This is a genomic window from Leucobacter chironomi DSM 19883 (assembly GCF_000421845.1).
Lineage (GTDB): Bacteria > Actinomycetota > Actinomycetes > Actinomycetales > Microbacteriaceae > Leucobacter > Leucobacter chironomi.
In genome coordinates this window covers 57,692-83,662 of record NZ_ATXU01000007.1, presented here as the reverse complement: position 1 = coordinate 83,662, position 25,971 = coordinate 57,692, and the positions used below count along the sequence as shown (strand labels likewise).

25 protein-coding genes and 1 tRNA gene are annotated in these 25,971 nt (G+C 70.7%); 10 read left to right on the top strand and 16 right to left on the bottom strand.

What is annotated here, in order from left to right; genetic code table 11:
* The 5 genes from H629_RS0109170 (at position 1) to pknB (ending at position 7,764) form a co-directional block, all read left to right on the top strand.
* Positions 1 to 1,359, top strand: coding sequence for a Stp1/IreP family PP2C-type Ser/Thr phosphatase (locus H629_RS0109170; protein WP_029746798.1), 1,359 nt, complete (start codon positions 1 to 3; stop codon positions 1,357 to 1,359).
* The gene (locus H629_RS0109165) at positions 1,352 to 2,746 is read left to right on the top strand and encodes an FtsW/RodA/SpoVE family cell cycle protein (protein ID WP_024356971.1); all 1,395 of its coding nucleotides are present in this window, start codon (positions 1,352 to 1,354) and stop codon (positions 2,744 to 2,746) included. The genes H629_RS0109170 and H629_RS0109165 overlap by 8 nt, the downstream gene beginning before the upstream one ends.
* Positions 2,743 to 4,230 carry a penicillin-binding transpeptidase domain-containing protein gene (locus tag H629_RS0109160; protein WP_024356970.1) on the top strand — a complete coding sequence of 496 codons (1,488 nt, stop codon included), beginning with the start codon at positions 2,743 to 2,745 and terminating at the stop codon, positions 4,228 to 4,230. Before H629_RS0109165 ends, H629_RS0109160 begins: the two co-directional genes overlap by 4 nt.
* Positions 4,227 to 5,984, top strand: a complete 1,758-nt coding sequence (locus H629_RS14155; RefSeq protein WP_024356969.1) for a protein kinase domain-containing protein — start codon at positions 4,227 to 4,229, stop codon at positions 5,982 to 5,984. Before H629_RS0109160 ends, H629_RS14155 begins: the two co-directional genes overlap by 4 nt.
* A gap of 67 nt (positions 5,985 to 6,051) precedes the next feature.
* A complete protein-coding gene (gene pknB / locus H629_RS0109150) occupies positions 6,052 to 7,764 on the top strand; it encodes a Stk1 family PASTA domain-containing Ser/Thr kinase (protein ID WP_024356968.1) in 1,713 nt (570 codons plus the stop codon).
* 113 nt (positions 7,765 to 7,877) lie between these two features.
* Here the strand turns inward: pknB and H629_RS0109145 are convergent, their stop codons facing one another.
* The 3 genes from H629_RS0109145 to H629_RS0109135 are packed head-to-tail and all read right to left on the bottom strand — an operon-like array spanning position 7,878 to position 9,450.
* Positions 7,878 to 8,513 (bottom strand): anthranilate synthase component II, encoded by a 636-nt coding sequence (locus H629_RS0109145; RefSeq protein WP_024356967.1) that lies wholly within the window; start codon positions 8,511 to 8,513, stop codon positions 7,878 to 7,880.
* Entirely contained in the window at positions 8,510 to 8,671 is a 162-nt protein-coding gene (locus tag H629_RS15500; RefSeq protein ID WP_164884474.1) for a hypothetical protein, read from the bottom strand. Before H629_RS15500 ends, H629_RS0109145 begins: the two co-directional genes overlap by 4 nt.
* Positions 8,671 to 9,450 carry a class E sortase gene (locus tag H629_RS0109135; protein ID WP_051137862.1) on the bottom strand — a complete coding sequence of 260 codons (780 nt, stop codon included), beginning with the start codon at positions 9,448 to 9,450 and terminating at the stop codon, positions 8,671 to 8,673. Before H629_RS0109135 ends, H629_RS15500 begins: the two co-directional genes overlap by 1 nt.
* A 61-nt stretch (positions 9,451 to 9,511) precedes the next feature.
* Between H629_RS0109135 and H629_RS0109130 the strand changes: the two genes are divergently transcribed.
* Entirely contained in the window at positions 9,512 to 9,787 is a 276-nt protein-coding gene (locus tag H629_RS0109130; protein ID WP_024356965.1) for a cell division protein CrgA, read from the top strand.
* 172 nt (positions 9,788 to 9,959) lie between these two features.
* Here H629_RS0109130 and H629_RS0109125 read toward each other — a convergent pair whose 3' ends face one another.
* Both H629_RS0109125 and H629_RS0109120 read right to left on the bottom strand, forming a co-directional pair.
* Positions 9,960 to 10,901 (bottom strand): rhomboid family intramembrane serine protease, encoded by a 942-nt coding sequence (locus H629_RS0109125; protein ID WP_240471084.1) that lies wholly within the window; start codon positions 10,899 to 10,901, stop codon positions 9,960 to 9,962.
* A gap of 5 nt (positions 10,902 to 10,906) precedes the next feature.
* A complete protein-coding gene (locus H629_RS0109120; protein WP_024356963.1) occupies positions 10,907 to 11,416 on the bottom strand; it encodes a peptidylprolyl isomerase in 510 nt (169 codons plus the stop codon).
* A gap of 184 nt (positions 11,417 to 11,600) precedes the next feature.
* On the opposite strand from H629_RS0109120, the gene H629_RS0109115 reads away from it, so the two are divergent.
* Entirely contained in the window at positions 11,601 to 12,098 is a 498-nt protein-coding gene (locus tag H629_RS0109115) for a hypothetical protein (protein ID WP_024356962.1), read from the top strand.
* 154 nt (positions 12,099 to 12,252) lie between these two features.
* On the opposite strand, the gene H629_RS0109110 is transcribed toward H629_RS0109115, so the two are convergent.
* The 5 genes from H629_RS0109110 to H629_RS0109090 form a co-directional block, all read right to left on the bottom strand.
* A complete protein-coding gene (locus H629_RS0109110; RefSeq protein WP_024356961.1) occupies positions 12,253 to 12,747 on the bottom strand; it encodes an NUDIX hydrolase in 495 nt (164 codons plus the stop codon).
* Between the two features lie 66 nt (positions 12,748 to 12,813).
* Positions 12,814 to 13,815, bottom strand: coding sequence for an alpha/beta hydrolase (locus H629_RS0109105; protein ID WP_024356960.1), 1,002 nt, complete (start codon positions 13,813 to 13,815; stop codon positions 12,814 to 12,816).
* A 188-nt stretch (positions 13,816 to 14,003) separates the two neighbouring features.
* Complete coding sequence (locus H629_RS15385; protein ID WP_024356959.1) at positions 14,004 to 14,969, bottom strand: hypothetical protein; 966 nt, start codon at positions 14,967 to 14,969, stop codon at positions 14,004 to 14,006.
* Positions 14,966 to 15,679 carry a response regulator transcription factor gene (locus tag H629_RS0109095; RefSeq protein WP_024356958.1) on the bottom strand — a complete coding sequence of 238 codons (714 nt, stop codon included), beginning with the start codon at positions 15,677 to 15,679 and terminating at the stop codon, positions 14,966 to 14,968. The genes H629_RS15385 and H629_RS0109095 overlap by 4 nt, the downstream gene beginning before the upstream one ends.
* Positions 15,667 to 17,043 carry a sensor histidine kinase gene (locus H629_RS0109090; protein ID WP_029746794.1) on the bottom strand — a complete coding sequence of 459 codons (1,377 nt, stop codon included), beginning with the start codon at positions 17,041 to 17,043 and terminating at the stop codon, positions 15,667 to 15,669. Before H629_RS0109090 ends, H629_RS0109095 begins: the two co-directional genes overlap by 13 nt.
* Before the next feature lie 114 nt (positions 17,044 to 17,157).
* Here H629_RS0109090 and H629_RS0109085 point away from each other — a divergent pair, with 114 nt between their 5' ends.
* Positions 17,158 to 17,913, top strand: a complete 756-nt coding sequence (locus H629_RS0109085; protein ID WP_051137860.1) for a PIG-L deacetylase family protein — start codon at positions 17,158 to 17,160, stop codon at positions 17,911 to 17,913.
* Between the two features lie 193 nt (positions 17,914 to 18,106).
* Here the strand turns inward: H629_RS0109085 and H629_RS0109080 are convergent, their stop codons facing one another.
* Positions 18,107 to 18,679: a GNAT family N-acetyltransferase gene (locus tag H629_RS0109080; protein ID WP_024356955.1), complete on the bottom strand. Its 573-nt coding sequence runs from the start codon at positions 18,677 to 18,679 to the stop codon at positions 18,107 to 18,109.
* A gap of 153 nt (positions 18,680 to 18,832) precedes the next feature.
* Here H629_RS0109080 and H629_RS0109075 point away from each other — a divergent pair, with 153 nt between their 5' ends.
* Positions 18,833 to 19,789 carry an endonuclease/exonuclease/phosphatase family protein gene (locus tag H629_RS0109075; RefSeq protein ID WP_024356954.1) on the top strand — a complete coding sequence of 319 codons (957 nt, stop codon included), beginning with the start codon at positions 18,833 to 18,835 and terminating at the stop codon, positions 19,787 to 19,789.
* 40 nt (positions 19,790 to 19,829) lie between these two features.
* Positions 19,830 to 20,552, top strand: coding sequence for a DNA alkylation repair protein (locus tag H629_RS0109070; RefSeq protein ID WP_024356953.1), 723 nt, complete (start codon positions 19,830 to 19,832; stop codon positions 20,550 to 20,552).
* Positions 20,553 to 21,032: 480 nt separating this feature from the next.
* On the opposite strand, the gene H629_RS0109065 is transcribed toward H629_RS0109070, so the two are convergent.
* The 5 genes from H629_RS0109065 to H629_RS0109045 all read right to left on the bottom strand — a co-directional run bounded on the left by H629_RS0109065 (position 21,033) and on the right by H629_RS0109045 (position 25,950).
* Positions 21,033 to 21,105: transfer RNA gene (locus H629_RS0109065), tRNA-Ala, on the bottom strand.
* 137 nt (positions 21,106 to 21,242) lie between these two features.
* Positions 21,243 to 22,814 (bottom strand): carboxylesterase/lipase family protein, encoded by a 1,572-nt coding sequence (locus tag H629_RS0109060; RefSeq protein ID WP_024356952.1) that lies wholly within the window; start codon positions 22,812 to 22,814, stop codon positions 21,243 to 21,245.
* Between the two features lie 56 nt (positions 22,815 to 22,870).
* A complete protein-coding gene (locus tag H629_RS0109055; protein ID WP_024356951.1) occupies positions 22,871 to 23,545 on the bottom strand; it encodes a GAP family protein in 675 nt (224 codons plus the stop codon).
* A gap of 33 nt (positions 23,546 to 23,578) precedes the next feature.
* The gene (locus H629_RS0109050; protein ID WP_024356950.1) at positions 23,579 to 25,291 is read right to left on the bottom strand and encodes a hypothetical protein; all 1,713 of its coding nucleotides are present in this window, start codon (positions 25,289 to 25,291) and stop codon (positions 23,579 to 23,581) included.
* A complete protein-coding gene (locus tag H629_RS0109045) occupies positions 25,288 to 25,950 on the bottom strand; it encodes a response regulator (protein ID WP_024356949.1) in 663 nt (220 codons plus the stop codon). The genes H629_RS0109050 and H629_RS0109045 overlap by 4 nt, the downstream gene beginning before the upstream one ends.
* Positions 25,951 to 25,971 lie beyond the last annotated feature (21 nt).

Genomic DNA, 25,971 nt, shown 5'->3' with positions numbered 1-25,971 from the left:
GTGACGGTCGGCTACGAAAGCGCCATCGGCTCGCATGTCGGGATGGTGCGCTCCAACAACCAGGACTCCGGCTTCGCGGGCGACTACCTCTTCCTCGTCGCCGACGGCATGGGCGGACACGCGGGAGGCGACGTCGCCTCCGCGATCGCCGCGAAGACGATGGCCGACTTCGACGTCGCACCAGCCGGCAGCGCCGAGGCGACCACCAACACCCTGCGCTCCGCGATCCTCGACACCAACGCGAAGCTGCGCAGCACCGTCAAGGACCGGCCCGAGCTCGCGGGCATGGGCACCACCTTCACCGGTTTCATCACCGTCGACGATCGGCTCGCGCTCGCCCACATCGGCGACTCGCGCCTCTACCTGCTGCGCGACAACGAGCTGCGGCAGATCACGAAGGATCACACCTTCGTGCAGCGCCTCGTCGACAGCGGCAAGATCACCGAGGACGAGGCGAAGGTGCACCCTCGCCGCTCGGTGCTGATGCGGGTGCTCGGCGACGTGGAGTCCTCGCCCCAGGTCGACACCGAAGTGCTCAATACGCGCCCCGGCGACGTCTGGCTGCTGTGCTCGGACGGCCTGTGCGGCTACGTCGAGGACTCCGACATCGAGAAGATCCTGCGCCGTCGCGTCTCGCTGCAGGGCGCCGTCGACGCGCTCATCGACAAGAGCCTCGCGCACGGCGCCCCCGACAACGTCACCGTGGTCCTCGTCGAGACCGTGCCCGAGCCGGTCGCCGCCGAGCCGTCTCCCGCCGCCCCCGGGCAGACCACCGCGGCGTCCTCCACCGACACCGTCGAACTCACCGACGTGCTCGATCAGGCGGCGCGCGCCGCCCAGGAGGCCCAGACCCCCTCGAACCGCCGCTTCGCCGGTTCGGCCGCGACCTCCGCGGGTTCCCGCGACGGCGCCGTCACCACCGCCCGCACCCGCCTCATGGGCCGCCGGCGCACCGTGCGCCGCCCGCCGCAGATCGAGGAGAGCCACTTCGAGCCTCGCGTCGACGAGTACCTCGCCGAGCTCATGGCGGAGACGAAGCGCCGCAACAAGCGCCGTCGCCTGCTGTGGGCGCTCGGCGCCGTGGCGGTGCTGCTCGCCATCGGCGGCGCCGTGCTGTTCGGCTACCAGTGGACGCAGAGCCGCTACTTCGTGGGCACCGACGGCGAGACCGTCATCATCTACCGGGGCGTGCAGCAGGAGATCGGGTCGTTCTCGCTCTACTCGACCGCCGAGAACACCGAGATCCCCCTCTCCGAGCTCGACGGGCTCGAGCAGCGGCAGGTGAAGCGCACGCTCAGCGCCGCCTCGCTCGAGGAGGCCCGCGACATCGTGCTGCGGCTGGGGGTGCACGATGAGTGACGCCAGCGCCGGCAAGGAGCCGCGCACCTTCGAGAAGACCCGCACCAGCGAGACGGTGCTGCAGCGCATCACCGCGCTGCGGGCGCCCCGCAAGCTGCAGGCCCTCGAGCTGTCGCTCCTGCTGTTCGCGATCGCGATCGGCATCGCCGCCGTAGTGATCATCGACCTCACCGTCGACGGCGCGCCGAGCACGACGCTCCTCCCCACGGGGATCCCGTTCATCGTCGCGCTCCTGGCGCTCCACGTCACCATCCGCCGCGTCACCCCCGACGCGGATCCGCTCATCATGCCGATCGCCGCGATGCTCAACATGGTCGGCGTCGCGATGATCTACCGCATCTCCTTCGACGACAGCGGGGCGGATCCGGTGCGCCAGCTGCTCTGGTCGACGGTCGCGGTCGTCGCAGCGATCGTCGTGCTGCTCGTGATCCGCAATCACCTGGTGCTCTTCCGCTACACCTACCTGACGGGTCTCGGCGCGGTGATCCTGCTGCTGCTGCCGATGCTGCCGGGCATCGGCAAGACCATCGGCGGGGCGCGGGTGTGGATCCACATCGGCTCCTTCTCGTTCCAGCCGGGCGAGATCGCGAAGATCCTGCTCGCGATCTTCTTCGCCGGCTACCTCGTGCGCAACCGCGACGCCCTCTCGATGGTGGGCAAGAAGGTGCTCGGGATCCGCTTCCCCCGCGCCCGCGATCTCGGTCCGCTCCTCGTGTTCTGGCTCGCCGCGATGTCGGTGCTCGTCTTCCAGCGCGACCTCGGCACCTCGCTGCTCTACTTCGGCCTGTTCCTGTCGATGCTGTACCTCGCGACCGGCCGCGTCGGCTGGATCGTGCTGGGCGTGGGGCTCTTCCTCGCCGGCGGTCTCGTGGCCAGCCAGACCCTCGACTACGTGAACCGCCGTTTCGCGAACTGGCTCGACCCCTTCGCCGACCCGCACGGTGCGAGTCACCAGATGGTGCAGGGCCTGTTCGGCATGGCCAACGGGGGTATGACCGGCACCGGCCTCGGCCAGGGCTACCCGGCCGACACCCCGCTCTCCTTCAGCGACTACATCATCCCGAGCCTCGGCGAAGAGCTCGGGCTCATCGGCCTGTTCGTGATCCTGGCCGCCTACCTGCTCCTCATCGGCCGCGGCCTGCGGATCGGCTTCGCCGGGCAGGACGACTTCGGCAAGCTGCTCGCGGCAGGCCTCGCCTTCACCATCGCGCTGCAGGTCTTCATCGTCGTCGGCGGCGTCGCCCGGGTGATCCCCCTGACGGGTCTCACCTCGCCCTTCCTCGCCGCCGGTGGCTCCTCCCTCGTCTCGAACTGGATCATCATCGCGCTGCTGATCCTGCTCTCGAACTCCGTGCGCAACCGACCGAAGCTGGTGATCCGCTCGTGAACAAGCAGCTCAAGTTCATCACCCGCACCGTGTTCGCCATGTTCCTGGTGCTGTTCTTCGCCGTCACGATGATCCAGTTCGTGCAGGCCGACGATCTGCGCGCGAACCAGCTCAACGGGCGCACCATCAAGAACAGCTACAAGATCGAGCGCGGCTCGATCCTCGTCGACGGCGAGCCGGTGGCGTTCTCCACGCCCACGGGCGATTCGTTCCGCTTCATCCGCCAGTACTCGAACGGGCCGCTCTACGCGCCGGTCACCGGCTACTTCTCGCACCTGCAGGGCGCCTCCGGCCTCGAAGCCGCCATGAATCAGGATCTCGCGGGCATCGGCAACGCGCAGTTCTTCACGCGCATCATGAACACCCTCAACGGCGTCGAGCCGCAGGGCAGCTCCGTCGAGACCACGATCGACCCCGCCGTGCAGGAGGCCGCAGCCGCCGCCATGGCCGAGAACGGCTTCGAGGGCGCGGTCGTCGCGATCGACCCCGAGACCGGCCGGATCCTCGCCCTCGTGTCGACGCCCGGCTACGATCCGAACCTCCTCTCGACCAACGACGACGCCGAGATCATCACGAACTACCGCCAGCTCGACGACGACCCCGCGCAGCCGCTGCAGAACCGCGCGATCGCGGGCGACCTGTACCACCCGGGCTCCGTCTACAAGCTGCTCGTCGCCGCGGCCGCCATCGAGGCCGGCAACGCCACCCCGAGCACCGAGTTCGACAACCCCGCCCAGCTCACGCTGCCGCAGTCGACCGCGGTCATGCAGAACGCCTCACGCACCACCTGCGGATCGGGCAGCAAGGCCACGCTCGAGCAGGCGATCGTGCTCTCGTGCAACATCCCCATCGCGGAGCTCGCGATGAGCATGGATCGCGACGCGGTGCCGAACATGGCGAACGCCTTCGGGTTCGGCCGGGACCTGTCGATCCCGCTCACCGTCACCCCGAGCCAGGCCCCGATTCCCGCCGACCAGGCCGGGGTCGCGCTCTCCGCGATCGGTCAGCTCGACGTGCGGGCCACCCCGCTGCAGATGGCGATGGTCTCGGCCGGTATCGCGAACGACGGCGTGGTCATGAGCCCCTACCTCGTCGACAAGGTCATCACCCCGGATCTGCGCGTGGAGCGCGAGTTCTCGCCCACCGAGTTCTCGAAGCCCATCTCAAGCGATACGGCGCATGCGGTTGCTGAGATGATGGAGCACGGCGTCTCGAACCCCGAAGGGCTCGCGAAGAATGCGGGCATCGAGGGCGTTCGGGTCGCGGGCAAGACGGGCACGGCCGAGAACGGTCAGGATGAGGCGGGCAACGAGCTGCCGTTCACCCTGTGGTTCACGGGCTTCGCACCGGTCGACGACCCGAAGGTGGCGGTGGCGGTGGTCGTGGCCAACGGCGGCGGCGAGGCATTTGGATTTGAGGGCGGATCATACGATCTGCCCACAGCAGTCGGAAAACGAGTAATGGAAGCGGTGTTGAGCGAATGAGACCAGCGGCAGGGATCACATTCGGCGGACGCTACGAGCTGAGCTCGAGGATCGCCGTCGGTGGTATGGGCGAGGTGTGGAAGGCGACGGACAGCATCATCGGCCGCACCGTCGCCATCAAGATCCTCAAGGACGAGTACATGGGCGACCCCGGGTTCCTCGAGCGCTTCCGCGCCGAGGCCCGTCACGCGGCGCTCGTGAACCACGAGGGCATCGCCAACGTCTTCGACTACGGCGAGGAGCAGGGCTCGGCCTACATCGTGATGGAGCTCGTGCCGGGTGAGCCGCTCTCGGCGATCATCGAGCGCGAGGGCCGCCTGCCCGCGAACCGGGTGCTGGGGATCGTGGCGCAGACCGCGACCTCGCTGCAGGCCGCCCACGACGCCGGGCTCGTGCACCGCGACATCAAGCCGGGCAACCTGCTGATCACGCCCGAGGGCCGCGTCAAGATCACCGATTTCGGCATCGCCCGGATCGCGGATCAGGTGCCGCTCACGGCGACCGGTCAGGTGATGGGCACGGTGCAGTACCTGGCGCCCGAGCAGGCGAGCGGTCACACCGCGACCCCGGCGACCGACATCTACTCGCTCGGCGTTGTCGCCTACGAGTGCCTCGCCGGCAAGCGCCCCTTCACGGGCGAGTCGCAGGTGGCGATCGCGATGGCGCAGATCAACGACACCCCGCCGGATCTGCCCGTCGACGTGCCCGAGCCCGTGCGCAACCTGGTGATGGCCTGCCTCGCGAAGGATGCGGCCGGTCGGCCCCAGACCGCGGCGAAGCTCGCGCAGGCGGCGACCGCGCTGCACCGCGGCGACGTGCGTCTCGCCGCGAGCTACGTGCCCCAGGTGCTGGGAGAGACGGAGCCCGCTACGACGGCGCTGCCGCAGCAGACCCGGATGATGGACGCGGCGACGACGGCCCTGCCGCAGACCACGGCGCTGCCCGGCCAGACCTCGGCGACCGCGGCGTTCACGGCCGACCCGGCGGACGGCGACGGCGAGGAGCCGCGGAAGAAGAAGCGCAGTCCGTGGACGTGGCCGCTCATCACGCTGCTCGCGCTGCTGCTCATCATCGGCGTCGGCACGGCCGTCGCGCTGATGAACCAGAACAACGCCGACGAGAAGCCGACCACCACCACGAGCACGCCGAAGACCACCACGAAGAAGCCCACGACCACGAAGCCGCCCACCACGGGCGTGGTCGACAACGCGGCGCTCATCGGCAAGAACATCGAGGAGGCCGTCGGCTACCTCGCCGGTCTCGGCTTCACGAACGTCTCCCCGCAGGAGGGGAACGCGGCGCCGGACGACCAGGTCGGCCTGGTGACGGCCGTCAACCCGACGGGCGACAAGGTGCCCTTCGATCAGCCGATCACGCTCACCTACAACGTGGCGTTCGGGCAGGCGGGCCAGCCGGCCGCGCCGACCACCGCGAACCCTGAGGTGAACTCGGGTCAGGCCTTCACCGCGCAGCTCGCGACGGCGCAGAGCTTCTGCCCCACGAACTTCACCGTGCAGAACTACGCGGTGAGCGTCACCGGCGCGGGCTCGCTCGCGGGCGTCTCCGGCGCGACCGCGAATCTGCAGGCGCAGACCCTCAACCCGGGCGACGAGAACGGCACGATCACGGTCACCTACTCGGCGACCTGCCAGAACAGCGCCGGCGTGGTGCGCGAGGCTCCCGCTTCGCCCGCTCTGACGGTGACCGTCAAGGCTCCGCCGAACAGCGGCGGCAACGGGTCCAACAACCCGTAATCGACCGCTGCGGGGCCCGTTCACCGGGATCCTGCACAGCACCTGCCCCTATACACTGGGAACATCTATGAGCACGGAAGAGGTGGACATGCCGGAGACGCCAAGTGGCGGCGAACAGCGCATCCTCGCCGGGCGCTATGCCATCGGGGAGTTCGTCGGCCAGGGTGGCATGGCCACGGTGTACCGCGGCACTGACACCAAGCTCGGGCGGCAGGTCGCCATCAAGGTGATGAAGGCGGATCTGGCCGGCGACGAGGAGTTCCGCTCCCGCTTCCGCCAGGAAGCGCAGTCGGCGTCGCGCATGGCCCACCCCACGGTGGTGCGCGTGTTCGACGCCGGCGACGACCTGATCCAGACCGCCGACGGGCCGAAGCGCCTGCCCTTCATCGTGATGGAGTACGTGGAGGGCACGAACCTGCGCCAGCTCGTCTCGGAGGGGGCGCTCTCGCAGGCCGAGGCCTGCCGCGTGGTCGACTCGGTGCTGACCGCGCTGGAGTACTCGCACCGCGCCGGCATCGTGCACCGGGACATCAAGCCCGCGAACATCATGATCACCAAGACCGGCCAGGTCAAGGTGATGGATTTCGGGATCGCGCGAGCCGTCTCCGAGACCTCGTCGACGCTGCAGCAGACCACTGCGATCCTCGGCACCGCCGCCTACTTCTCACCGGAGCAGGCGAAGGGCGAGTCGATCGACGCGCGCACCGACCTCTACTCGACGGCGGTGCTGCTCTACGAACTGCTGACCGGTGACGTCCCGTTCCGCGGCGACACGGCCGTGGCCGTCGCCTACCAGCACGTGAGCGAGCGGCCCGAAGCTCCCAGCGAGCGCAAGCCCGAGGTCACCGCTGAACTCGATCGCGTGGTGCTGTACGGTCTCGCGAAGGATCGCGCGAAGCGCTTCCAGTCGGCTTCGGAGTTCCGGGACGCGCTGCGCACCGCCGCGAGCGGCCAGATGCCGAAGCTTCTGCTGCAGCAGCCCGAGACGGTGCTGTTCACGGGCGGCAATGAGGTCACCGAGTCGGATCTGGCGCTGCGTCAGCTCTCGGAGGGGGGCGGTGGCGCTCGCACGCAGAGCCGCCCGCCCGTCATGTGGACCTGGGCCGCGATCCTCACGATCGGCGCCATCATCATCGCCGTCGTCTTCTGGCTGGTGACGCTCGCTCCGCAGACCTTCCTGCCGGACACCTCGCGCGAGGTGCCCCAGCTCGTCGACCTCGAACGCGAGGCGGCCATCACGCTGCTGAGCGAGCACGACTTGACGGCGATCCCGATCGAGCAGACGAGCGACGAGGTCGCGGCGGGGCACGTCATCTCGTCCGATCCCGAGGCGGGCACGATGCTCAGCCGCGGCGAGCGCGTCACGCTCTACATCTCTACGGGACCCGTCACGGCGGCGGTGCCCGACATCGACCGCATGACGCTCGACAACTACAAGCAGGCGCTGGCCGACCTCGGCCTCACCGTGGGCCTCGTCACGAGTGTGGACGATCCGCTCTCCCCGGCGAACCGGGTGCTCGAGGTGACGCCCGCACCCGGCACCGAGCTGCAGTCGGGGTCGAGCGTCGAGCTGACGATCTCGAGCGGCAAGGTGCAGGTTCCCGAGATCATCGGCCAGCCGCTCGACGTGGCCCGATCGATGATGGACGGGCTCGGCCTCACGGTCACCTACACCCCGGACACCTGCCCGTCCCAGGGCAACTACCCGGTGAACGGGCAGTCGATCATGGGCGAGCAGCAGCAGGGCTCGGCGATCGAAATCACGTACTGCGCCGCATAGGACGCCTCCCACCGGCACTACGAAGCGGGGCCCGGATCCATCTCGGATCCGGGCCCCGCTGCATTGCGTGCCGGGGGCTCGCTCTTCGCGGAGTGCGAGGAACGAGCGCGGGCTCAGGCCTTCAGCAGCGGCGACAGGCTCTGCGCGATGATCGCCGCGTTCGGCAGCCCGACGACCGCGAGCCAGTTGCCGAGCTGCTGGTAGCCGCCCTCCGTGAGCACCGACTCCGGGTGGTACTGCACCCCGTAGATCGGCAGCTCCCGGTGGCGCAGCGCCATGACGATGCCGCCGGCGGTCTCAGCGGTGATGACGAGCGTCTCCGGCACCGTGTCGCGCACGACGGCGAGCGAGTGGTAGCGCGTGGCGTTGAACTCGGGAGCGACGCCCTCGAAGAAGCGATCGCCCGAATGGCGCACGCGCGAGATCTTGCCGTGCATCAGCTCGTCGGCGTGGGTGACCGTGGCGCCCAGCGCTTCGGCGATGGCCTGGTGCCCGAGGCACACGCCCAGCACCGGCACACCGGTGCGCAGCGCGATGCCCACCATCGAGATCGAAACGCCCGCATCGGCGGGGGTGCCGGGGCCGGGCGAGATGAGCACGCCGTCGTACTCGCAGACGAGCTGTTCGAGCTCGCCCGTGCTCACCTCGTCGTTGCGGATCACCCGCGTGGAGGCGCCCAGCTGCTGCAGGTACCCGTTGAGGGTGTAGACGAAGCTGTCGTAGTTGTCGATGATCAGGATGTTCGTCATGTTCCGACCGTCACCTCTTCCGGTTCGAGGAATTCGATTGCCACCCACGGGTAGACGTAGGCGATGAGCGCGTAGACGAGCGCGGCGGCGGCCAGCAGCAGCACGATCACGCGCAGCCAGGCGGGGCCGGGGAAGAAGCGCCAGAGCAGTGAGAACATCAGCTTTCCTGGTCTCCTCTCAGGGCCTGGTGACCCTCCATCGTGGGGTTGAGTTCGAGCAGCTCGGCCGGGGGGCCATCGGCTCGCGGCTGGAACGACTCGAACACGGAGTAGGCGATGGCCCGCTCGTCGCTGCCGGCCCACTTCGGGTGGCAGGTGGTGAGGGTGAGGATCTGGTCGGTGCCCGGCTCGCCCTCGAGCTTCGGGAAGGGGTTGAGCACGTCGCCCTCGTCGGGCAGCACGTACTCGATGTTGCGGAAGCGGTAGGTGTACCACCCGTCGGCGGTTTCGAGGAAGAGCGGGTCGCCCACGCGCAGGCTCATCACTTCGCGGAAGGAGTTGATGAGGGGGCCGGAGCGGTGGCCCGCGAGTGCCACGTTGCCGGGCTCGCCGGGCATCTGGGTGTCGATGTAGTGGCCGATGCCCTTGTCGTCGAGGTTGAGCACCGTCCACCAGTCGGTGTCCTCGGCGACCCGGTTCGCGTAGGTCGTGCCGAAGGCCGGCACGCGCAGCACCCCGAACACCTCGCTCTTCGCGGGCCTCGCGGTGACCGGCACCACCCCGTCGTAGGGCTGCGCCGTCTGCTCGGCATCCCACCGCGCAGAGTCTTGGGCCGACAGATCGGCCTGCTTCGCGGTGACCCCGACGCCGGTGTGCCACGGCTGCCAGATGATGTACCCGAGCACTCCCAGGCCGCCGAGCAGCAGCAGTTCGCCGATCACGGTCAGCGGGCTCAAACGGGCCCGTCGGCGTCGGCCTCGCCTGTCGCGGGTCTCCATCACGCTCCACATTCTAGAGCGATTGGCTGAGGCGAGCCGGAATCCCGGTAGAATCGACGGCATGGCAGCAGCTGGGAAGAACGTAAGCAAGCGCAAGTCGGCGGAGCTCGCTCAGGATCGAGCGGAGATCGCTTCGTCGCGCAAGGATGCCCCGAACCCGGTGTGGTTCAAGCCGGTGATGTTCGGCTTCATGCTGCTGGGCCTGATCTGGATCGTGCTCTACTACATCACGAGCACCAATCTGCAGCTGCCCGTTCCGGCGCTCGGCCAGGCCAACATCTTCGTCGGCTTCGGCCTGGTGCTGGTCGGCTTCCTCATGACCCCCTGGTGGAAGTAGCCGTCGCACCCGCGCTCTCGCGAGCGGTATCGGCACGCGGTCGACCCGATCCCGCTGCAATCACACCGGTGTAATTCCTCCCCAGCTGGGGATATACCTGTGGATAACCGACTGAGGCCCCGGCATCGCCGGGGCCTCAGTCGTGTCGCGGTGCGTGTCACCGGCGATCCATTCAGGGGAGCACGACGAAGTAGGCGAAGCTCAACCCCACGAGCACGGCGCCGACCGCCACCAGCGAGATGATCCGCTGCGTGCGCTTGCGCGGCCCGCGGTTCGAGACCAGCAGCCACATGGTGAGCGCGCCCACGATCATGCCGCCGAGGTGCGCCTGCCATGAGATGTTCGCCCCCGGCAGCAGCCCGATGCCGAAGTTGATCGCGATGAGCGCCACGAGCGACGCGACGTTCACGCCGGCGGCCCGGAACGCGACCGCGGTCGCGCCCAGCACCCCGAAGATCGCACCCGACGCGCCCACCGTGGGCACGATGACGGTGCTCGGATCCGCATACACCCACAGCATCACGGCCAGCGACCCGCCGAGTCCCGCGAGCAGGTAGAGCACGAGGAACTGCACGCGCCCCATCAGCTGCTCGAGGTTGCGGCCGAAGAGCCACAGCGCATACATGTTGAACAGGATGTGCAGCAGGAAGCCCGTCGAGTGCGTGAAGGTCGCCGTGAGCATGCGCCACGGCTCGAAGCCCACGTCGCTGAAGAGCTGACTCGACACCGACTCCGGCACCGAGTAGATCGGCATGTACCAGAGCGCGCGCGTCACCCCGTCGGAGAAGAAGTAGCGGCTCAGCAGCTGCAGCACGAAGACCACGAGGTTGACCGCCACGATGCCGTACGTCACCGGGGTGTCGAGCGCCGCGAGCCGACGGCCGGTGACCCGGGCCGAACGGGCCGCGCGCCCGGCGGCACCGGCCTGGGTCTGCTTCACGCACTCGGGGCACAGCACGCCGACGGCCGACACGACCTGGCATTCAGGACAGATCGTGCGGCCGCAGCGCTGGCACAGCGTGAAGCTGTGCGTTCTCGGGTGGCGGTAGCAGACATCGTCGGGGCCGTACTCGACGCGCTCGCCGAACGTCGGCCCCGAGCCGTTCGCCACCACTGAGCTCAGGCCTCGACGATGTCGACGCCGGTGATCACGACGTCCTCGACGGGGCGGTCCATCGCACCGGTCTCCACCGACTCGATGGCGTCGACCACGGCCTTGGAGGCGTCGTCGGCGACCTCGCCGAAGATGGTGTGCTTGCCGGTCAGCCAGGCGGGCTCGGTCGTGGTGATGAAGAACTGCGAACCGTTGGTGCCCGCGAGACGGCCGGTCATGTCGGGGCGCTTGCCGGCGTTCGCCATGGCGAGCTGGTACTTCGTGTTGAAGGCGAGCTCGGGGTGGATCTCGTCGTCGAAGGTGTATCCGGGGCCGCCGGTGCCGGTGCCGGTGGGGTCGCCGCCCTGGATCATGAAGTCCTGGATGATGCGGTGGAAGATGACGCCGTCGTAGAAGCCCTTGTTGGCGAGGTCGACGAAGTTCTTCACCGTCTTCGGGGCGTGGTTGCCGAAGAGGTTGATGACGATGTCGCCGTGGTTGGTGTGAATGGTGGCTACGGAGGTGTGAATGCTCATGCAGACCAGTCTAGGCGCGGCCGCCGACACGCAGGGCGGCGGCACGAGCGGCAGAGCCTACCGTCAACTGGGAATCGGGGGCAAGCGGGCAGCCCCGGGCCGCGCGACGGTCGTCGTTCGGTGTAGCGTTGAGATACGAGCGATGTCGCTCTGAGCATTGCCTCGCCGAGCTAGGAGGACAGGTATGAAACTCTCACGCAAGCGCCGCCGCGAACTCCGCCGTCTGCGCAAGGACGCCCAGGAGCTGCTCGATCAGCAGCGCGTCGTCCTCGGCCACGCCGGAGACGTGCTGCACTCCGCCGGGCACCAGGCGCGACGACTGAGTGACGAGCACCTGCAGCCCCGCATCGACCGCGCCGTCGAGACGGCACGCCCGACCATCGAGCGCGGTGTGACGAGCGCTCGCCGCTCGGCCGAGAACGTGCGCCGCTTCACCGCGCCGTTCGTCGCCGCGGCACTCACCCGCACCATCCGCACGCTCGACGAGATCGAGAACCACGATGCAGCCAAGCAGGTGCGCGGCTTCGGCGAGCGCACCGGCTACCTCAAGCCCACGAAGAAGCGCCGCGCAGGCGGCATCATCGCGCTGGGCCTCGGTCTCGCGGCGGCGGCCGGCGTCGGATATGCGCTGTGGCAGGCCTTCCGCACCGACGAAGATCTCTGGGTCGCTCCCGAGAACTGATCGGCAGCGTTCCGCGAACGGGCGGTGCCGGATCCTCGTGATCCGGCACCGCCCGTTCTGCGTCTCGGCCACCGACCGGGGCGGGCCAAGCGGGTTGAGCCGAGTCGCCGGGATCACCCTGGTGGGCGAAAGCCCCGTCAAGCCGGAGCAGCGGCTACTTGCGGGGCTTGGTGGACTTGCCGGTCTGGCGTGCGCCCGCCTTGCCGCCGGACTTCGCCGGGCTGCGGCGCGCGGTGATGCCGGCCATGCGGATGCCCGTCTGCACGAGCGACAGCGTGCGCAGCGAACGGATCTCGCGGATCGCGACCCAGCGCGCCTCATCTGAGGAACCGTCGACTTCGTGCTGCAGCGGGCCGTCTTTCACCGAGGCCCGGTAGACGATGCGGATCGTGTGCAGTTCCGGATCGGTGCCCTCGGGCACCTCTTCGCGCACCATGACGCGCGAGTCGACGCCGAGCAGCTTGCCCACCCGGGCCTCAAGCCCGGTCTCCTCGAAGACCTCGCGCACGACGGCGTCACGGGGATCCTCGCCGGCCTCCAGCCCCCCGCCCGGCAGCGTCCAGCCGTGCAGATGACCGCGGCGCCAGTGGGTGAGCAGGATCTTGCCGCGGCGTTCCACCACCGCGTAGGCGGCCACTCGAAGATCCATGCTACGAGCCTAGCCTGTCGCGCTGCGATCCCGCCGCGCGCAACGGCCCGGTGCGCTGCGCACCCGTCAGCCGGCCGCCCGCCATCCGCGGAGCCAGCGATCCAGGCGGGCGTACGCCTCCGCGCGCACCGGCTCGCTCGATAGGAAGACGTCGTGCAGGGCGCCGTCGATGCGATCCACCGTCACCGTCGAGCCCAGCTTCAGCGCGGCCTTCGCCACTTCGTCGACGTCGAGCACCGAGTCGGCCCGCGTCAGCTCGTCGCTCCACTTGAGCGGCATCGCCGTACGCGCCGAGAGCAGCACCTCGACGGGCTCCGCGATCCCGAGCCCCCGGCTCACCCGAGCGTGTCCCTCCAGAATCGCGCGCAACCAGCCGCCGCGCACCGCGTGCGTGCGCTCGGGCCGCCAGGCCGGGTTGATGAGATCGAGCTCGTCGAGCGGCCCCACCTCGCGCTGAGCCCGCGTGTAGAAGCCGTAGTCGAGCTGCGGGGCCACCTCGTGGGGGTTGGTGCGCGCGCCGAGGTTGAGCAGCGGCATGAGCACCTGTCGGCCCGTGCTGGCGAGCTGGAACTCCAGCCACGGGCTGTTGAGCACCAGCGCGGCCGCCCGACCGGGATGCTCCGCGGCCCACAGGCTGAGCACGAGACCGCCCGTCGAGTGCCCGAACAGCACCAGGGGCCGCGGTTCGGACTCGCCCTCCCCCACCACCGCGAGGGACGCCTCGATCTCGACGTGGTAATCGTCGAGATCCTCGATGTAACCGGGCGTCTGCCCCTCGCGCAGGCTGCGGCCGTACTTGCGCAGGTCCAGCGCGAAGAAGCGGGCACCGCGGCTCGTCCAGAATGCGGCCAGATCGCGCTGGAAGAAGTAGTCCGACCAGCCGTGCACGTAGAGCACGTCGACGCCGTCGAGCCGACGTTTCCCGTGAAACATCCGCTCGTACCAGGGGCGGCGATCCGGCATCGCGCGCACGAGCGTCGCGACGAGCGGACCCTCGTCGTCGCTGCCGAGCTCGAGGTCGGTGCACTCGAACCCGGCGCCGAGCACGTCCTCCCGCCACTGCGCCATGCCGCCATTCTACGAGTGTCGCGCACCCATTCCCCGGGCCCGCGCTTCCGCGAGTCGTCGCGCGAGACCGGCGCCGCGATGCACCGCGAGCCCGTCGCCCCTGCTGTTCGCAGGGGCGACGGGCTCGCGGATGCGGATCGGGAGCGGCGGACGGCGTCCGCCGCCCGGCCGCCCGGCCGCTGACGAACTCAGCGCAGCGTCACCTCGGCGAGAGACGACCGCACCTTGACCACGTGCTTCGCCTGCTCGTTCGACGCGAGCCTGTTGTCGATCTCGCCGAGCTCGCCGCGGGCGTCGACCCGGTACTCGACCGGCGGCAACCGCAGATCGGCGCTGCCGGTGGTCGCTTCGACCTCGACGAGCTTCGGCGCGCTCCCGGTCAGCCTGACCACGGCCTCACCGGCTTCGACCTCGACCTTTGCCGTGCGCACGTCGGCGACCTCGACCTCGGCGCCGCCGGCCTGCACCCCGAGGTCGAGCTCCGTCGCGGCCCCTGTGAAGACGAGGCTGCCGGCGCCGACCTCGAGATCCAGCTGAGCGAACGCGCCCGAAGCCTTCAGCTCACCGCCGACGACCCGTAGATCGCCGTTCAGCTCGCCGGTCTCGCCGAGGCTCTGCGGCAGCGTGAGGGTGACGTCTTCGCGCCCGCCGCGCTCCCCGCAGCCGAACACGCAGCCCGCGGTACGGGATCCCTGAGCCCGCTCCACCACCAGTTCGCCGTCGTCGTTGCGCATCGTCCACTCGCCCGTGCGATCCGCGCTGCGCTCCACCACCAGCACGGCCTCGTCGACGTCGCCGAACTCGAGCGTGAACGACGACGCCGCGGCCTCGATCTCGAGATCGGTGATGCCCGACACCGGCGCGCGCAGCTCCTCCGCGGGGCCCGTGCCGCTCGTGCCGTCCCGACGCTCGGCGGAACCACCGGCGGCGCCGTTCCCCGACAGATCGTCGGTGAGGTCGTCCACGATGTCGCGGGAGAGGCTGAGCTGCTCGTCGAACGGGATCCCCACCCGCGGCGCGAAGGCGCCGAACGCGTTCAGCGTGCTCGATACGGCAGCCCCGAACAGCACGACTCCGCCCACCACGGCCGCGACGACCGTGATCGTGGTGGCCGCGGTCGATCGGGGCGCGGAAGGCCCGTTGTTGCTGGTCATGAGAGTGGTCCCGTCTGTGTGTGGGTGGTCGTAGGGGCGCCGGGGAGACCGGGCGCAGGAGCCGCCGTGCTCTCGATGTGCGCGATCGCGGCGAGCACGCGGCGGTTGCCGCCCTCCTCCGCGTCGAGCCCGAGCTTCTGGAAGATCGCCGTGATGTGCTTCTCGACGCTCGCCTCCGACAGGAAGAGCAGCGCCGCGATGGCCTGGTTGGACCGCCCCTCGGCGAGTGCCGCGAGCACGGTGCGCTCGCGATCGGTGAGGGAGCGCATGCGGTCGTCGCGGCTGCGGCGGGTCAGCAACTGCGCGACCACCTCCGGATCGAGCACGGTCGCACCCTGGCCGATCCGCTCCACCGACTCGATGAACTCGCCGACATCGGCGACGCGATCCTTCAGCAGATACCCGAAGGCCCCGCCCTGGCCCGTGATCAGATCGCTCGCGTACCGCTCCTCCACGTATTGCGAGAGCACCAGCACCGCGAGCCCGGGACGTGCGCGGCGCAGCTCCATAGCCGCGCGGATCCCCTCGTCCGTGAACGTCGGCGGCAGACGAACATCGAGGATGCAGAGATCCGGATCGGTCTCGCCCACCCGCTCCATCAGCCGGCTCGCCTCGGGCAGGGCGGCGACCACCTCGTGGCCGCCGTGCTCGAGCAGGCGCACGAGCCCCTCGCGCAGCAGCACGGAATCTTCGCAGATCAGGATGCGCATGGCACACTCACCTCCAGGGTGGTCGGACCGCCCTGCGGGCTGTCGAGTCGAGTGGTGCCGCCCGCGGCGAGCACCCGGTTCATGACGCCATCGATTCCGCCCCCGGGCAGCACACTGGCTCCCCCGACGCCGTTGTCCTCGACCCGCGCCCAGAGGATGCCGCCCTCGCGCACCCGCACCACCACGCGGCACTCGCTGGCGCGCGAGTGCTTCGCGGCGTTGGTGAGCGACTCGGCGATCGCGAAGTAGACGGCGGCCTCGGCGGTGCGGCTGCAGCGCGACGGCAGACGCACGTCGAGCAGCACGGGCACGTGGGATCGCGCCGCGAGCGCGGACAGGGCCGCATCGAGGCCGCGGTCGTCGAGCACGGAGGCGTAGATGCCGCGCGCCAGCTGGCGCAGCTCCGTGATCGCCGCCTTCGTCGAGGTGTGCGCCTCGGCGACGAGCGCCTTCGCGGCCTCGGGATCCGTGTCGATCTTCTGCTGCGCGAGACCGAGGGTCATCCCCACCGACACGAGGCGCGGCTGCACGCCGTCGTGGAGATCCCGCTCGATGCGCGTGCGCTCGACATCGGCGGCGCGCACAGCGCCCTCGCGCTGCGCGGTGCTGGTGCGCACCTGAGCGTTGAGCTGCTCCTCCTTCACATCGGCGCCCACGATGGCGACCGAGATGAGCCGGTGCAGCAGCGCCAGCCCCACGATGCCGACCGCGCACAGCAGCGCGCTCAGCAACCCCGGCTGCCACCACACCGTGAAGGTGCGGAACATCGAGATCACGGAGTGCACGAAGCCCTGCGCCAGACCGAGCACCGCGACGCCCATGAGGCTCGCGATGCCGAAGTTCGCGAGCGCGCGCCACATGCGTCCGTCGACCGACTGCCGGCCGAGCGCGCGCAGCCACGCCTTGAAGCCTTGCCCCGCCTGCGGGGTCCAGCGCAGCGCGGGGGTCTCCAGGTGGTACAGGCCGCTCACGCGATGCGTCTCGAACCAGGCGATCCCGAACAGCGCGTACACGAGGCCCACCAGCACGACCGCGCCGATGCCGAGCACCAGCAGCAGCCCGAGGCCCGTGCCGAGCGCCCCGAAGAGCAGCCCGATCACGGTGAAGCCGACAACCCCGACCGCGGCGAGGTGCAGGATCGTCATGACGATGCGCAGCGGCGGGCGGCGGGCGGGCGAGCCCTCGGCCCGGGCCGAGGCCCCGGGGACGGCCGGCTGCGCGGGGTCTCCGGGGGCGGCGCCCGCGGGGAGATGGGGCAGCTGCTGCGTGGCCTGCGGAGCCGCGGCCTGGGGGGCCGGGGCGGGCGGCACCGGCGGCTGTCCGGGGGCCGGCTGCCCCTGGGGCAGCGATGTCTGTGATGTCATGGTTCTAAGCTAGGCCGTGGCCCGCTGGCGGCGACACCGAGAGATCCGGAGAGAACGCTTCCGGTTTTCCCTACCCCCTGTTCGACGCGCCGCATTCATGCCTAGGCTGAGGCCATGGACACCGAGGACGCACTGCAGGCCCCCGCGGCGGAACCGCTCCCGCTGCTCGACGAGCTGGGGCTCGGCCGGGTGCTCGTCGTGGTCGCGCACCCCGACGACGCCGAATACGGCACCTCCGCAGCCGTCGCCCACTGGACCTCCCGCGGCATCGAAGTCGGCTACCTGCTGCTCACCGCGGGCGAGGCCGGAATGCAGCGGCCCCCCGAAGAGGCCGGCCCGCTGCGCACCCGCGAGCAGCGGGCGGCCTGCGACGCGGTCGGTGTGGAGCGGCTCACGATCCTCGACTTCCCCGACGGCGTGCTCGAGTACGGTCTCCCGCTGCGGCGCGCGATCGCCCGGGAGATCCGCGCCTTCCGCCCTGACGCCGTGGTGTGCGGGTCAGGACAGCTCGAAGTGGCCTGGGGCTTCGACCATGCGGATCACCGGGCCGCCGGCCTCGCCGCCATCGACGCGGCCCGCGACGCAGACAACCGCTGGGTCTTCCCGGAGCTGCTGCACGACGAGGATCTGGCGCCGTGGGGCGTGCAGCGGCTGCTGCTCACCGGCGCCCGCGCCACGCACTGCGTGCCCGTCGACGAGGCGGCCGAGCGCCGAGCCGTCGCGTCGCTCAGCGCGCACGAGGCCTACCTGGCCGACCTGCCGTGGCACCCCGCGCCCGAAGAGCTCGTCACCGGAGTGCTCGCCGAGCAGGGGCGTCTCGCGGGGCTGCCGCGCGCGGTCGCCTTCGCCGAGCACCGTCTGCGGGGGTAGCCCCGCCACCGCGGGCGGTGCTCACCGCGGGCAGCGCTCACCGCGGGCCGCGCCCACCGCGGCCGGCGCTCAGTGCGGCCGAAAGGCGGATTTCGCACGAGTTCTCGTCGATCCGCCTGCAATATCCGCCTCTCGAGCCCGCTTCGCCGCGGGAGCCAAGCGGTGGGAGCCGCGCAGTGCGGGGCTCGCGGGGTCAGTTGAGGGGCAACCGCATGAGCACCCGTGGGAAGCCGTCGAGCACCGATCGGGTGTCGGCCGCCTTCTCGAAGCCCGCCGACTCGAAGAGGCTCCGGGTGCCGACGTAGGCCATGGTGAGGTTCACCCGTTCGGCTCCGTTGTCGAGGGGGTACCCCTCGATCGCGGGGGCGCCGCTCGCGCGGGCGTGGGCGACGGCGCCTTCGATGAGTGCGTGCATCACGCCCTGCTTGCGATATCCGGGCCGCACCCGGAAGCACCACAGCGACCACACGTCGAGGTCGTCGACGTGCGGGATCAGCCGGTTGCGGGCGAAGCTCGTGCCGGCGCGCGGGTGCACGGCCGCCCACCCGACGGGTGCGCCGTCGAGGTAGGCGAGCACGCCGGGAGGCGGATCCTGCTCGCACAGTTCGCGCACTCTGGCGGAGCGGGCCGGCTCGCGCAGCGAGGTGTTCTCCTTGCTGCCGATGCGGTAGCTCAGGCAGAAGCACACGTTCGAGGTGGGCTTCTTCGGCCCGACGACCGCGGCGACATCCTCGAAGACCGTTGCCGGCCGAACCTCGATTCCCATGGGAGACAGTATGGACCGCGGGGCGTCGCCGGGGGAAGATCTGCGCGGGCACAGGGTCGGCGGGCGCAAAGCCGCCGGGCACAGCTGCCGGGCGCGGGGCCCGGCTGCCCACGGTCAGCGTGCTTCGAGGCGCGCGGCTCTACGATCTTCCGAGTGAGCCACCTCCCCCGCAGCGCAGATCTTCCGGCGCCCCGTCGCAGCCCCGGCGGCTCGCGCCGTCGCGCGGGTGCCGCGATCGGCGCGACGGCGTTCATCGCGCTGGTGCTGCTGGGCTTCGTGCCCGGCATCGTCGGCACCGCCGTCGCGGTGCTGCTGCCGTGGCTCTGGATCCCCGCGCTCCTGCTCGCCCTCGCCGCACTGCGCGTGCGGGGCCGCCGCTGGATCGCGGTGGTGCCGGTCCTCGTCTGGGCGCTCGCGGTCTCGACGTCGATCACGTGGCTGCCCGCGGCGATCACGGGATCCGCCTGGGAGACCGACGGCAACCTCGTCGTGGCGAGCCAGAACGTGCAGGCGGGTTCCGCGACCGCGGATGCGTCGGCGCGGGCGCTGCAGCAGCGGGGTGCGGATCTCATCGCGCTCACCGAGCTCGACGCCGAGTCGCGTGAGCAGGCGATCGCCGAGCTGGCCGACAGCCATCCCTACTCGTATCTGGTGGGGACCGTGGGGCTCTGGAGCACGCTGCCCATCGTGGAGGCGCACCCGCTCGATCTCGGTCTGGGCTGGCGGCGGGCGCTGGCCGCGCAGGTGGCGGCTCCGGATGGTCCGATCGAGGTGTATGTGATTCACGCGGCGTCGCTGCGACCGGGTTCGCAGTCGGCGCGCGACACGATGCTGCGCACGCTCGGCGACACGATCGCGGAGGATGGCGCGGAGCGCGTGGTCGCGATCGGCGACTTCAACGCTGCCGCGACGGATCCCGCGCTCGCTGCGATCCGCGCGCAGCTCGATGAGCCCCGGCAGGAGGCGGGCGGCTTCGGGTTCACCTGGCCGGCTGCGTTCCCGCTGGCCAGAATCGACCACGTCTACCAGCGCGGTTTCGAGGTTTCGGGCGCGCAGACGCTGCGCACCGGGGACAGCGACCACCTGGCGATCCTCGCCGCGCTCGGCTGAGGCCGGGCTGAGCTCGCAGCAGGTCACGTAGCATCGGATCATGCGCACCGCAGATGCACGGGAGCGCGCGACGTCGCGCGAACTTCTCGCGATGCTCAGGGCGGAGGCCTCGGAGCGGCATCGGCGCAGCGCGGTGCGGCTCGGGATCCCGGAGGCGGAGAGCATCGGCGTGCCCGTTCCCGTGATCCACAGGATCGCGAGGAGTGTCGAGCGTTCGAACTCTCTCGCGCGCGAGCTCTGGGCGACGGGGGTGCACGAGGCGCGGCTGCTCGCGGCGCTGGTGTTCGACCCGGCGACGCTCTCCCCCGGCGAGGCGAGCGCCCTGCTGGCGGATGTGCAGTCGTGGGATCTCTGCGATCACCTCTGCAACACCCTGTTCCTGCGCATCGAGGGGTATCGATCGCTCATCCGCCTGTGGAGCGATGCCGAGCCGACGTACACGAAGCGGGCGGCGTTCGCGCTGATGGCGTCGTCGGCGACGCACGAGCGCGCACTGCTGGAAGAGGCGGTGCGCGACTATCTCGAACTCATCGAGCGGCACTCGGACGACCCTCGGCTCCACGTGAAGAAGGCGGTGTCGTGGGCGCTGCGCGAGGTGGGCCAGCGCGATCTCGCGAGCCGGGATCGCGCCGCGGAGGTCGCGGAGCGGCTGGCGTCCGCCGCCGGGCAGCCGCGGGCGTGGGTGGGCCGCGATGCGCTCAGAGATCTGGAGCGGATGCGCTTCGTGGAGGGCAAACGCCGGCTGGTCGTGGTGCGCGGCTGAAGCGATCGGTCTATCCCCAAGTTGTGAATAACAACTCTGCAAGCGGCAGCGCCCGTCATCGCTCTGCACGCATGAAGATAGATGTCATTTACCGGGTCCCCCGAATCACATCCCTGTAATTCATCCCCAGCTGTGGATAACTCTGGGGATGAATGGTGCGGATCGCGGAGGTAGATCGACCTGGCCTGCGACGGCGGCGCGACCCCTCGATCGTCGCCGGCATCCCGAAGACTGCGCCCACGCACCCTCTCCTGCGATAGCTCGTCGGGAACGGTCGTTCGACGAGCAGAATCACCGAGGTCATCCCGGTCCAGGCTGGCCCAGCCATAGTCACCGGGCACTTCCGGCCGCGGATGCCGCCGAGATTCAGGACCGACTGAGGCTGACCATGTGGACGCAGAGGATACGCACCAGGGCAGCAACGAATCACGGGAACATCCCGCATCTTCCGATGTCGCGTGTCAAGTAAGACAATTTCGGTGGATCCTGGGAGAATCGAACTCCCGACATCCTGCTTGCAAAGCAGGCACTCTACCAACTGAGTTAAGGACCCGAAGCCGCTGATGCGGCTTCTGCAGCGGGAGATCGAATCGAACTCCCCCGGGCCGCGTGGCCGCCCGGTTCTGACCTAGACAACCTTAGCGACTCGGCATCCAGCACGCAACACGAGCGGGCTCCGGTCGTGCCGGGTCACCGGAACGAGAGCACCTCGTCGCCCCAGCCGGCCCGCAGCGCACCGTCGAGATCGTCCACGCAGCGATCCTCCCGTCCGATCACGAGCGTCCCGCGCGAGGCCAGATCGTACGGGCGCCACTCCGCGGCACCCTCCGGCGCGACACCCTCCGACGCGACACCCTCCGGCGCCACGGCCTGCGGACTCCCGCCACGGGCGAACGCCGTCCACCGCGCGCGCATCCGCGCCCCGATCCTGCCGGCCTCACGTCGTCCGCCGAGGCGGAACGTGGGATCCTTCGGCCCGCCGTCGAGGTTGCCCCACAGGTAGGGCAGCTCGGTGGCGTGCGTCGCGCCGAGCCCGATGAGCTTCAGGAACGGGCTGCTGTGATCGAAACGGTAGAACCACACCGGCGCCACCGCGCTGTGCCCCTCGGCGATCCACACGCCCGGCATGCGGAACCCGATGTCGCGGGCCACTCCGAGCCCCAGCACCCGGTGCCGCACCCCCTCGTAGGCCGACGCCACCTGCTGCACCGACGGCAGCTCCAGGCCCGGCGCCTCGGCCCGCATGTCCGCGAACATCTCCAGGAGCCGATCCTCGGTGATCGGGATCAGGGGCGACTTCATGAACTTGAACAGCGACGCCTCGTCGCGGTTCGTGCCGATGATGAGCGGCACCGGATGCCCGCGCCCCTCGCGCAGCACCGTGATCGGCGCCTCCGGGAGCAGCGAACCATCGACCACCGGCGCGAACGCGAGCCGCCCCGGCGACTGCTGCGGCACCGCCGCGTACACCGCAGTGCTCGCACGCACGATCTCGTCGACCGGCAGCTCGCGCAACCGGGCCGGATCCGCCCCGGACTCCCCCGCTTCCGCGAGAAAACGATCCGCCACCTCCCGCGCACGCTCGGGCCCGTACATGCTCGACGCCGGCGACGACTGCACGATGGCCCGGTGGAACAGGCCCGCAGCCGACGGCACCGCGAGCAGCGCCGTCACCAGCCCGCCACCCGCCGACTCCCCGAAGACCGTCACCCGCGAAGGATCACCGCCGAACGCGGCGACGTTCTCGCGCACCCAGGAGAGCGCGAGCAGCACATCCTTCAACGCGAGATTGCCGTCGAAGGCGTCGGGATCCACCCCCGAGAGGTCGAGGAAGCCGAGCGCACCCAGCCGGTAGTTCAGCGTGACGAGCACCACGCCGCCCTCGCGCACCAGCGTCGCCCCCTCGAACAGGGGCTGCGCCGAAGACCCGAAGGTGTAGGCGCCGCCGTGCACCCACACCATGACCGGCAGCGCCTCGGCCGCCGCAGGCGCCCACACGTTGAGGAACAGGCAATCCTCGTCGATGACGGCGTCGTCGCCGAGCGGCACAGCGGGGTTCGGCAGCTGCGGTGCAGCCGGCGGGGCGCTCGCGCAGGTCACCGGCTCGGACGCCCTCGGCGCCGCGACGGGATCGCGCCATCGCAGCTCGCCCACCGGCGGCAGCGCGTACCGGATGCCGCGCCACACCCGCGCGCCCGACTCCGCCTCCTCGGACCCGATGAACGTGCCCGCGCTCGCCCGCGCGATGATCTCCTCGGACATGTGCGGTTCCTTTCGTACAAGGCAGCCCTCCGGCCGCGGTTCAGCGGTTCAGCGGATCAGCGGATCAGCGCGTGCAGCAGGTGCCCGATCTCCGAAGCCGCGAGCAGCGCGAAGAGCACGGACATGATGATCGCGTTGTGGGCGATGAGCTCTGACTTCAGCCGCTGCAGCGCCGCCCCGATGCGCTGCGAGCGGCTGGCCGCCAGCAAGACGAGCAGGATGAGCGCGAGCGACGCCCCCACCGCGAAGACCGCGCTCACGCCCACGACCGCCGCCACCGGCAGGTCGTGGGAGCCGACGAGCGCACCCGCCTTGAGCGCGAGCGGGATGTTCTTGGCGTTCGTGACCCCCATGAGCGCACCGAGCCCGGCGGAGCGCACCGGCGTGAGCGTGTCCGCGACGGCCAACCACGACGGCGTCTGCGCCGGCTGTCCGGCCCGGGGCCTCCCGAGCCAGCTCGTCACGGCGAGCACGAGGAAGCCGAGCGCGAGCACCGCGGTGATGATGAGCACCACGAGATCGTCGCCGTCGGAGTGCCCCGCACCGGCGCGCGACGCGGTGAGACCGCCGAGCAGCGTCCACGCGAACAGCACCACGACGCTCGCAGCGACGAAGGCGAGGCCGTTCGCGCGGCCCCGCGCCGACAGCAGCAGCGCGACCGCCGCGACGATCGGCAGCGGCGAGATCATGACTCCGGCGGCGATCGGGATCAACTGGGTGAGATCGTTCACGGGTTCCGCCTTCTCGCTGGGGTGGATCGTACGCTAGCGCGTCCCCCCGAGGGGTTCGGCGGAATGTGCGGCTGGCACGACTGCCGGTACCGCGAGGCTCGCGCGCAGCACGACATCGCCGCTGCGCTGCGTCAGCTCCGCGCCGAGCAGCGCCACCGGAGCGTTCCCGCGCAGCGCAGCGCCGGCGGGCAGGATGCCGGCGCTCACCACCTCGATATCGAGGCGAGCCCCGGCCCCCGTCTGCGCCCGCGTCACCGCCACCCGCACCTCCGGCGCCGCCGCGTGCTTCACCGCATTGACCAGCCCCTCGGTCACCACCTCGGCGGCACCAGCCGCCGCACCGGGCGCCGATTCGAGGAGCTCCCGCGCCTCCGGCGAGATCTCGTGTTCGAGGGAGACGACGCAGGCCCAGTCGTGCAGCAGCGCATCAAGCGGCGCCGCGCCCGGACGCGGCGCCGGAACGGCGGCGGCGCCGAGCTGCGCGATCGCCTCGCGCAGCTCACGCAGCGACGCCTCGGCGTGCCCCGGACGATCCGCCGCGAGCAGCCGCACGCAGGCCGCCTGGATCTCGCCGTGCAGGCGCCGGCTCGCCAGCTCGGCCACCGCCCGGGCCTCCGCGTTCGCCGCCGCGAGCGAGCGCTGCCGTTCGCGCACCACCGCCTCGAGTCTGCGCCCATCGAGCGCCCACCCGTGCACGAGCCCCGAGCATCGGCACAGCACCAGCGCCACGAGCGGCAGTGCCGGCACTGAGATCCAGGCGTACCGCGGCGGCACCCCGCCGCCCAACTGCACGAGCAGCGCCAGTCCCGCGCCCGCCGCGCTCCAGAGCGTGAGCAGCACCGCCACCCGGTTGACCGCGCGGATCCGCCGCCGACGCACCCAGCCGTCGATGGCGATACCGCCCCCGACGAGCAGCGCGCACGACACCGCGAAGATCGCCGGCGGCAGCTCCCGCACCGCGTAGGGCAGCACGAGCACCGCCCAGAGCACGCTCACCGCGCCGACCGGCGGCACCCGCAGGCGCGCGCCCGGCAGGCGTCCGCTTCCTCGCAGCGCCACCTCGGCGGGGGGCGGATCCGGTCGCCCGATCCGCGCCGCCTCCGCCTCGTGCGCGAAGCGGTGCGACCACTGCCGCACCCGCTGCGAGAAGCGCACGACCGCCTCGCCCTGTTCGGGGTCGAGGGTCGCAGCCTCGCTCGCGAGCGCATCGCGGCACTCCTCGGCCAGGCGCTGCACCCCCCGTGCACGCTCAGCGCCCTCGCGCTCGATACTCGCGAACTCGGCCGCGAGCGCCGCGAGGCGGCCGTTCGCGACCCGGCGCACCCGCACCGTCTCCCCCAGCAGAGCGAGCGCCGACAGCAGCGCCCACCAGACGGCGATGTTCGTGGCGATCCGGAACGGCAGCCACTCCGGCGATGCCGCAGGCGCTCCGACCGCCCCGCACAGGGCGTCGAGCAGCAGCGGCCGCGTGCCCGCCAGAACCGTGACCGCGAGGGCCACAACCGCGGCGCGGACCACGGGGCGCTCGCACCGGGCCGCCAGCCGCGCAACCGGCAAGAGCACCGCTGCCGCGATTCCCCACGAGGCCACCGACACCACGAGCAGCGCTCCCGCGTGGGCTCCGTCCGCACCGAGGTAGGCGCCCATCACCGTGACCGCCACCGGCAGCGAGCCCCAGAGCGACCACGCCGAGAGGAAGCGGCGCCCGTGCAGCACCGACCACCAGGCCTCGACGAGCCGCGTCACCTCGCAGGCCCGAACTCGGCGAGGTACTGCGCAGCGGCCGTCACCCGCGCGTTCACCCCGCGATCCCCCGACACCCCGAGCCGCTCGAAGATGCGGCTCACCGACCGTTCCACCGCGCGCAGCCCCGCACCAGACTGCTCGGCGATCTGCTCGTTCGACCAGCCGCGCGCCACCATGCTCAGCACGCGCAGCTGGTGCCGCGTGAGCGATCCGAGCACCGATCCGCCGCTGTCGACCCCTGCATCCCCAGCAGCCGCACCCGAAACCGCTTCAGATGCACCGCCCAGCGCCCCCTCGACCGCGGCGACGAGGTCGTCGGCAGATCCGATGGCCGACTTGCTCAGAAACACCGCATCGGCGAGGCCGAAGGGCTGCGCGCCGGCAGCCGCACGGGGGTAGCTGGACAGGAACACCACGCCCAGGTGCGGGGCGCGAGCGCGGAGGATCGCGGCGAGCTCGGCGCCGTCCGGCCGCGCACCGAGATCGATGTCGGCCACGAGCACGTCGGGGTCGAACTCGTCGAACACCGCCAGCGCCTCGATCGGTGAGCCGGCGCTGCGAACCGCGAAGCCCCGCTGCTCGAACAGCTCCCTCGTGAGCGCGCGCAGCGCCGCCTGGTCCTCGACCACCAGCACACGCCGCGTCCACCCCGGATCCATGGCATCACGCTACCGCGGACC

What these genes read in the sequence shown, in the direction of transcription:
- H629_RS0109135 (WP_051137862.1), bottom strand. Translation starts at nt 9,450, where the DNA reads ATGGAGACCCGCGACAGGCGAGGCCGACGCCGACGGGCCCGTTTGAGC.
- H629_RS0109045 (WP_024356949.1), bottom strand. Translation starts at nt 25,950, where the DNA reads ATGGATCCGGGGTGGACGCGGCGTGTGCTGGTGGTCGAGGACCAGGCG.
- pknB (WP_024356968.1), top strand. Translation starts at nt 6,052, where the DNA reads ATGAGCACGGAAGAGGTGGACATGCCGGAGACGCCAAGTGGCGGCGAA.
- H629_RS15385 (WP_024356959.1), bottom strand. Translation starts at nt 14,969, where the DNA reads ATGACCAGCAACAACGGGCCTTCCGCGCCCCGATCGACCGCGGCCACC.
- H629_RS0109095 (WP_024356958.1), bottom strand. Translation starts at nt 15,679, where the DNA reads ATGCGCATCCTGATCTGCGAAGATTCCGTGCTGCTGCGCGAGGGGCTC.
- H629_RS0109120 (WP_024356963.1), bottom strand. Translation starts at nt 11,416, where the DNA reads ATGAGCATTCACACCTCCGTAGCCACCATTCACACCAACCACGGCGAC.
- H629_RS0109165 (WP_024356971.1), top strand. Translation starts at nt 1,352, where the DNA reads ATGAGTGACGCCAGCGCCGGCAAGGAGCCGCGCACCTTCGAGAAGACC.
- H629_RS0109070 (WP_024356953.1), top strand. Translation starts at nt 19,830, where the DNA reads ATGCGCACCGCAGATGCACGGGAGCGCGCGACGTCGCGCGAACTTCTC.
- H629_RS0109105 (WP_024356960.1), bottom strand. Translation starts at nt 13,815, where the DNA reads ATGGCGCAGTGGCGGGAGGACGTGCTCGGCGCCGGGTTCGAGTGCACC.
- H629_RS14155 (WP_024356969.1), top strand. Translation starts at nt 4,227, where the DNA reads ATGAGACCAGCGGCAGGGATCACATTCGGCGGACGCTACGAGCTGAGC.
- H629_RS0109090 (WP_029746794.1), bottom strand. Translation starts at nt 17,043, where the DNA reads ATGACATCACAGACATCGCTGCCCCAGGGGCAGCCGGCCCCCGGACAG.
- H629_RS0109145 (WP_024356967.1), bottom strand. Translation starts at nt 8,513, where the DNA reads ATGACGAACATCCTGATCATCGACAACTACGACAGCTTCGTCTACACC.
- H629_RS0109060 (WP_024356952.1), bottom strand. Translation starts at nt 22,814, where the DNA reads ATGTCCGAGGAGATCATCGCGCGGGCGAGCGCGGGCACGTTCATCGGG.
- H629_RS0109115 (WP_024356962.1), top strand. Translation starts at nt 11,601, where the DNA reads ATGAAACTCTCACGCAAGCGCCGCCGCGAACTCCGCCGTCTGCGCAAG.
- H629_RS0109080 (WP_024356955.1), bottom strand. Translation starts at nt 18,679, where the DNA reads ATGGGAATCGAGGTTCGGCCGGCAACGGTCTTCGAGGATGTCGCCGCG.
- H629_RS0109085 (WP_051137860.1), top strand. Translation starts at nt 17,158, where the DNA reads ATGGACACCGAGGACGCACTGCAGGCCCCCGCGGCGGAACCGCTCCCG.
- H629_RS0109130 (WP_024356965.1), top strand. Translation starts at nt 9,512, where the DNA reads ATGGCAGCAGCTGGGAAGAACGTAAGCAAGCGCAAGTCGGCGGAGCTC.
- H629_RS0109110 (WP_024356961.1), bottom strand. Translation starts at nt 12,747, where the DNA reads ATGGATCTTCGAGTGGCCGCCTACGCGGTGGTGGAACGCCGCGGCAAG.
- H629_RS15500 (WP_164884474.1), bottom strand. Translation starts at nt 8,671, where the DNA reads ATGTTCTCACTGCTCTGGCGCTTCTTCCCCGGCCCCGCCTGGCTGCGC.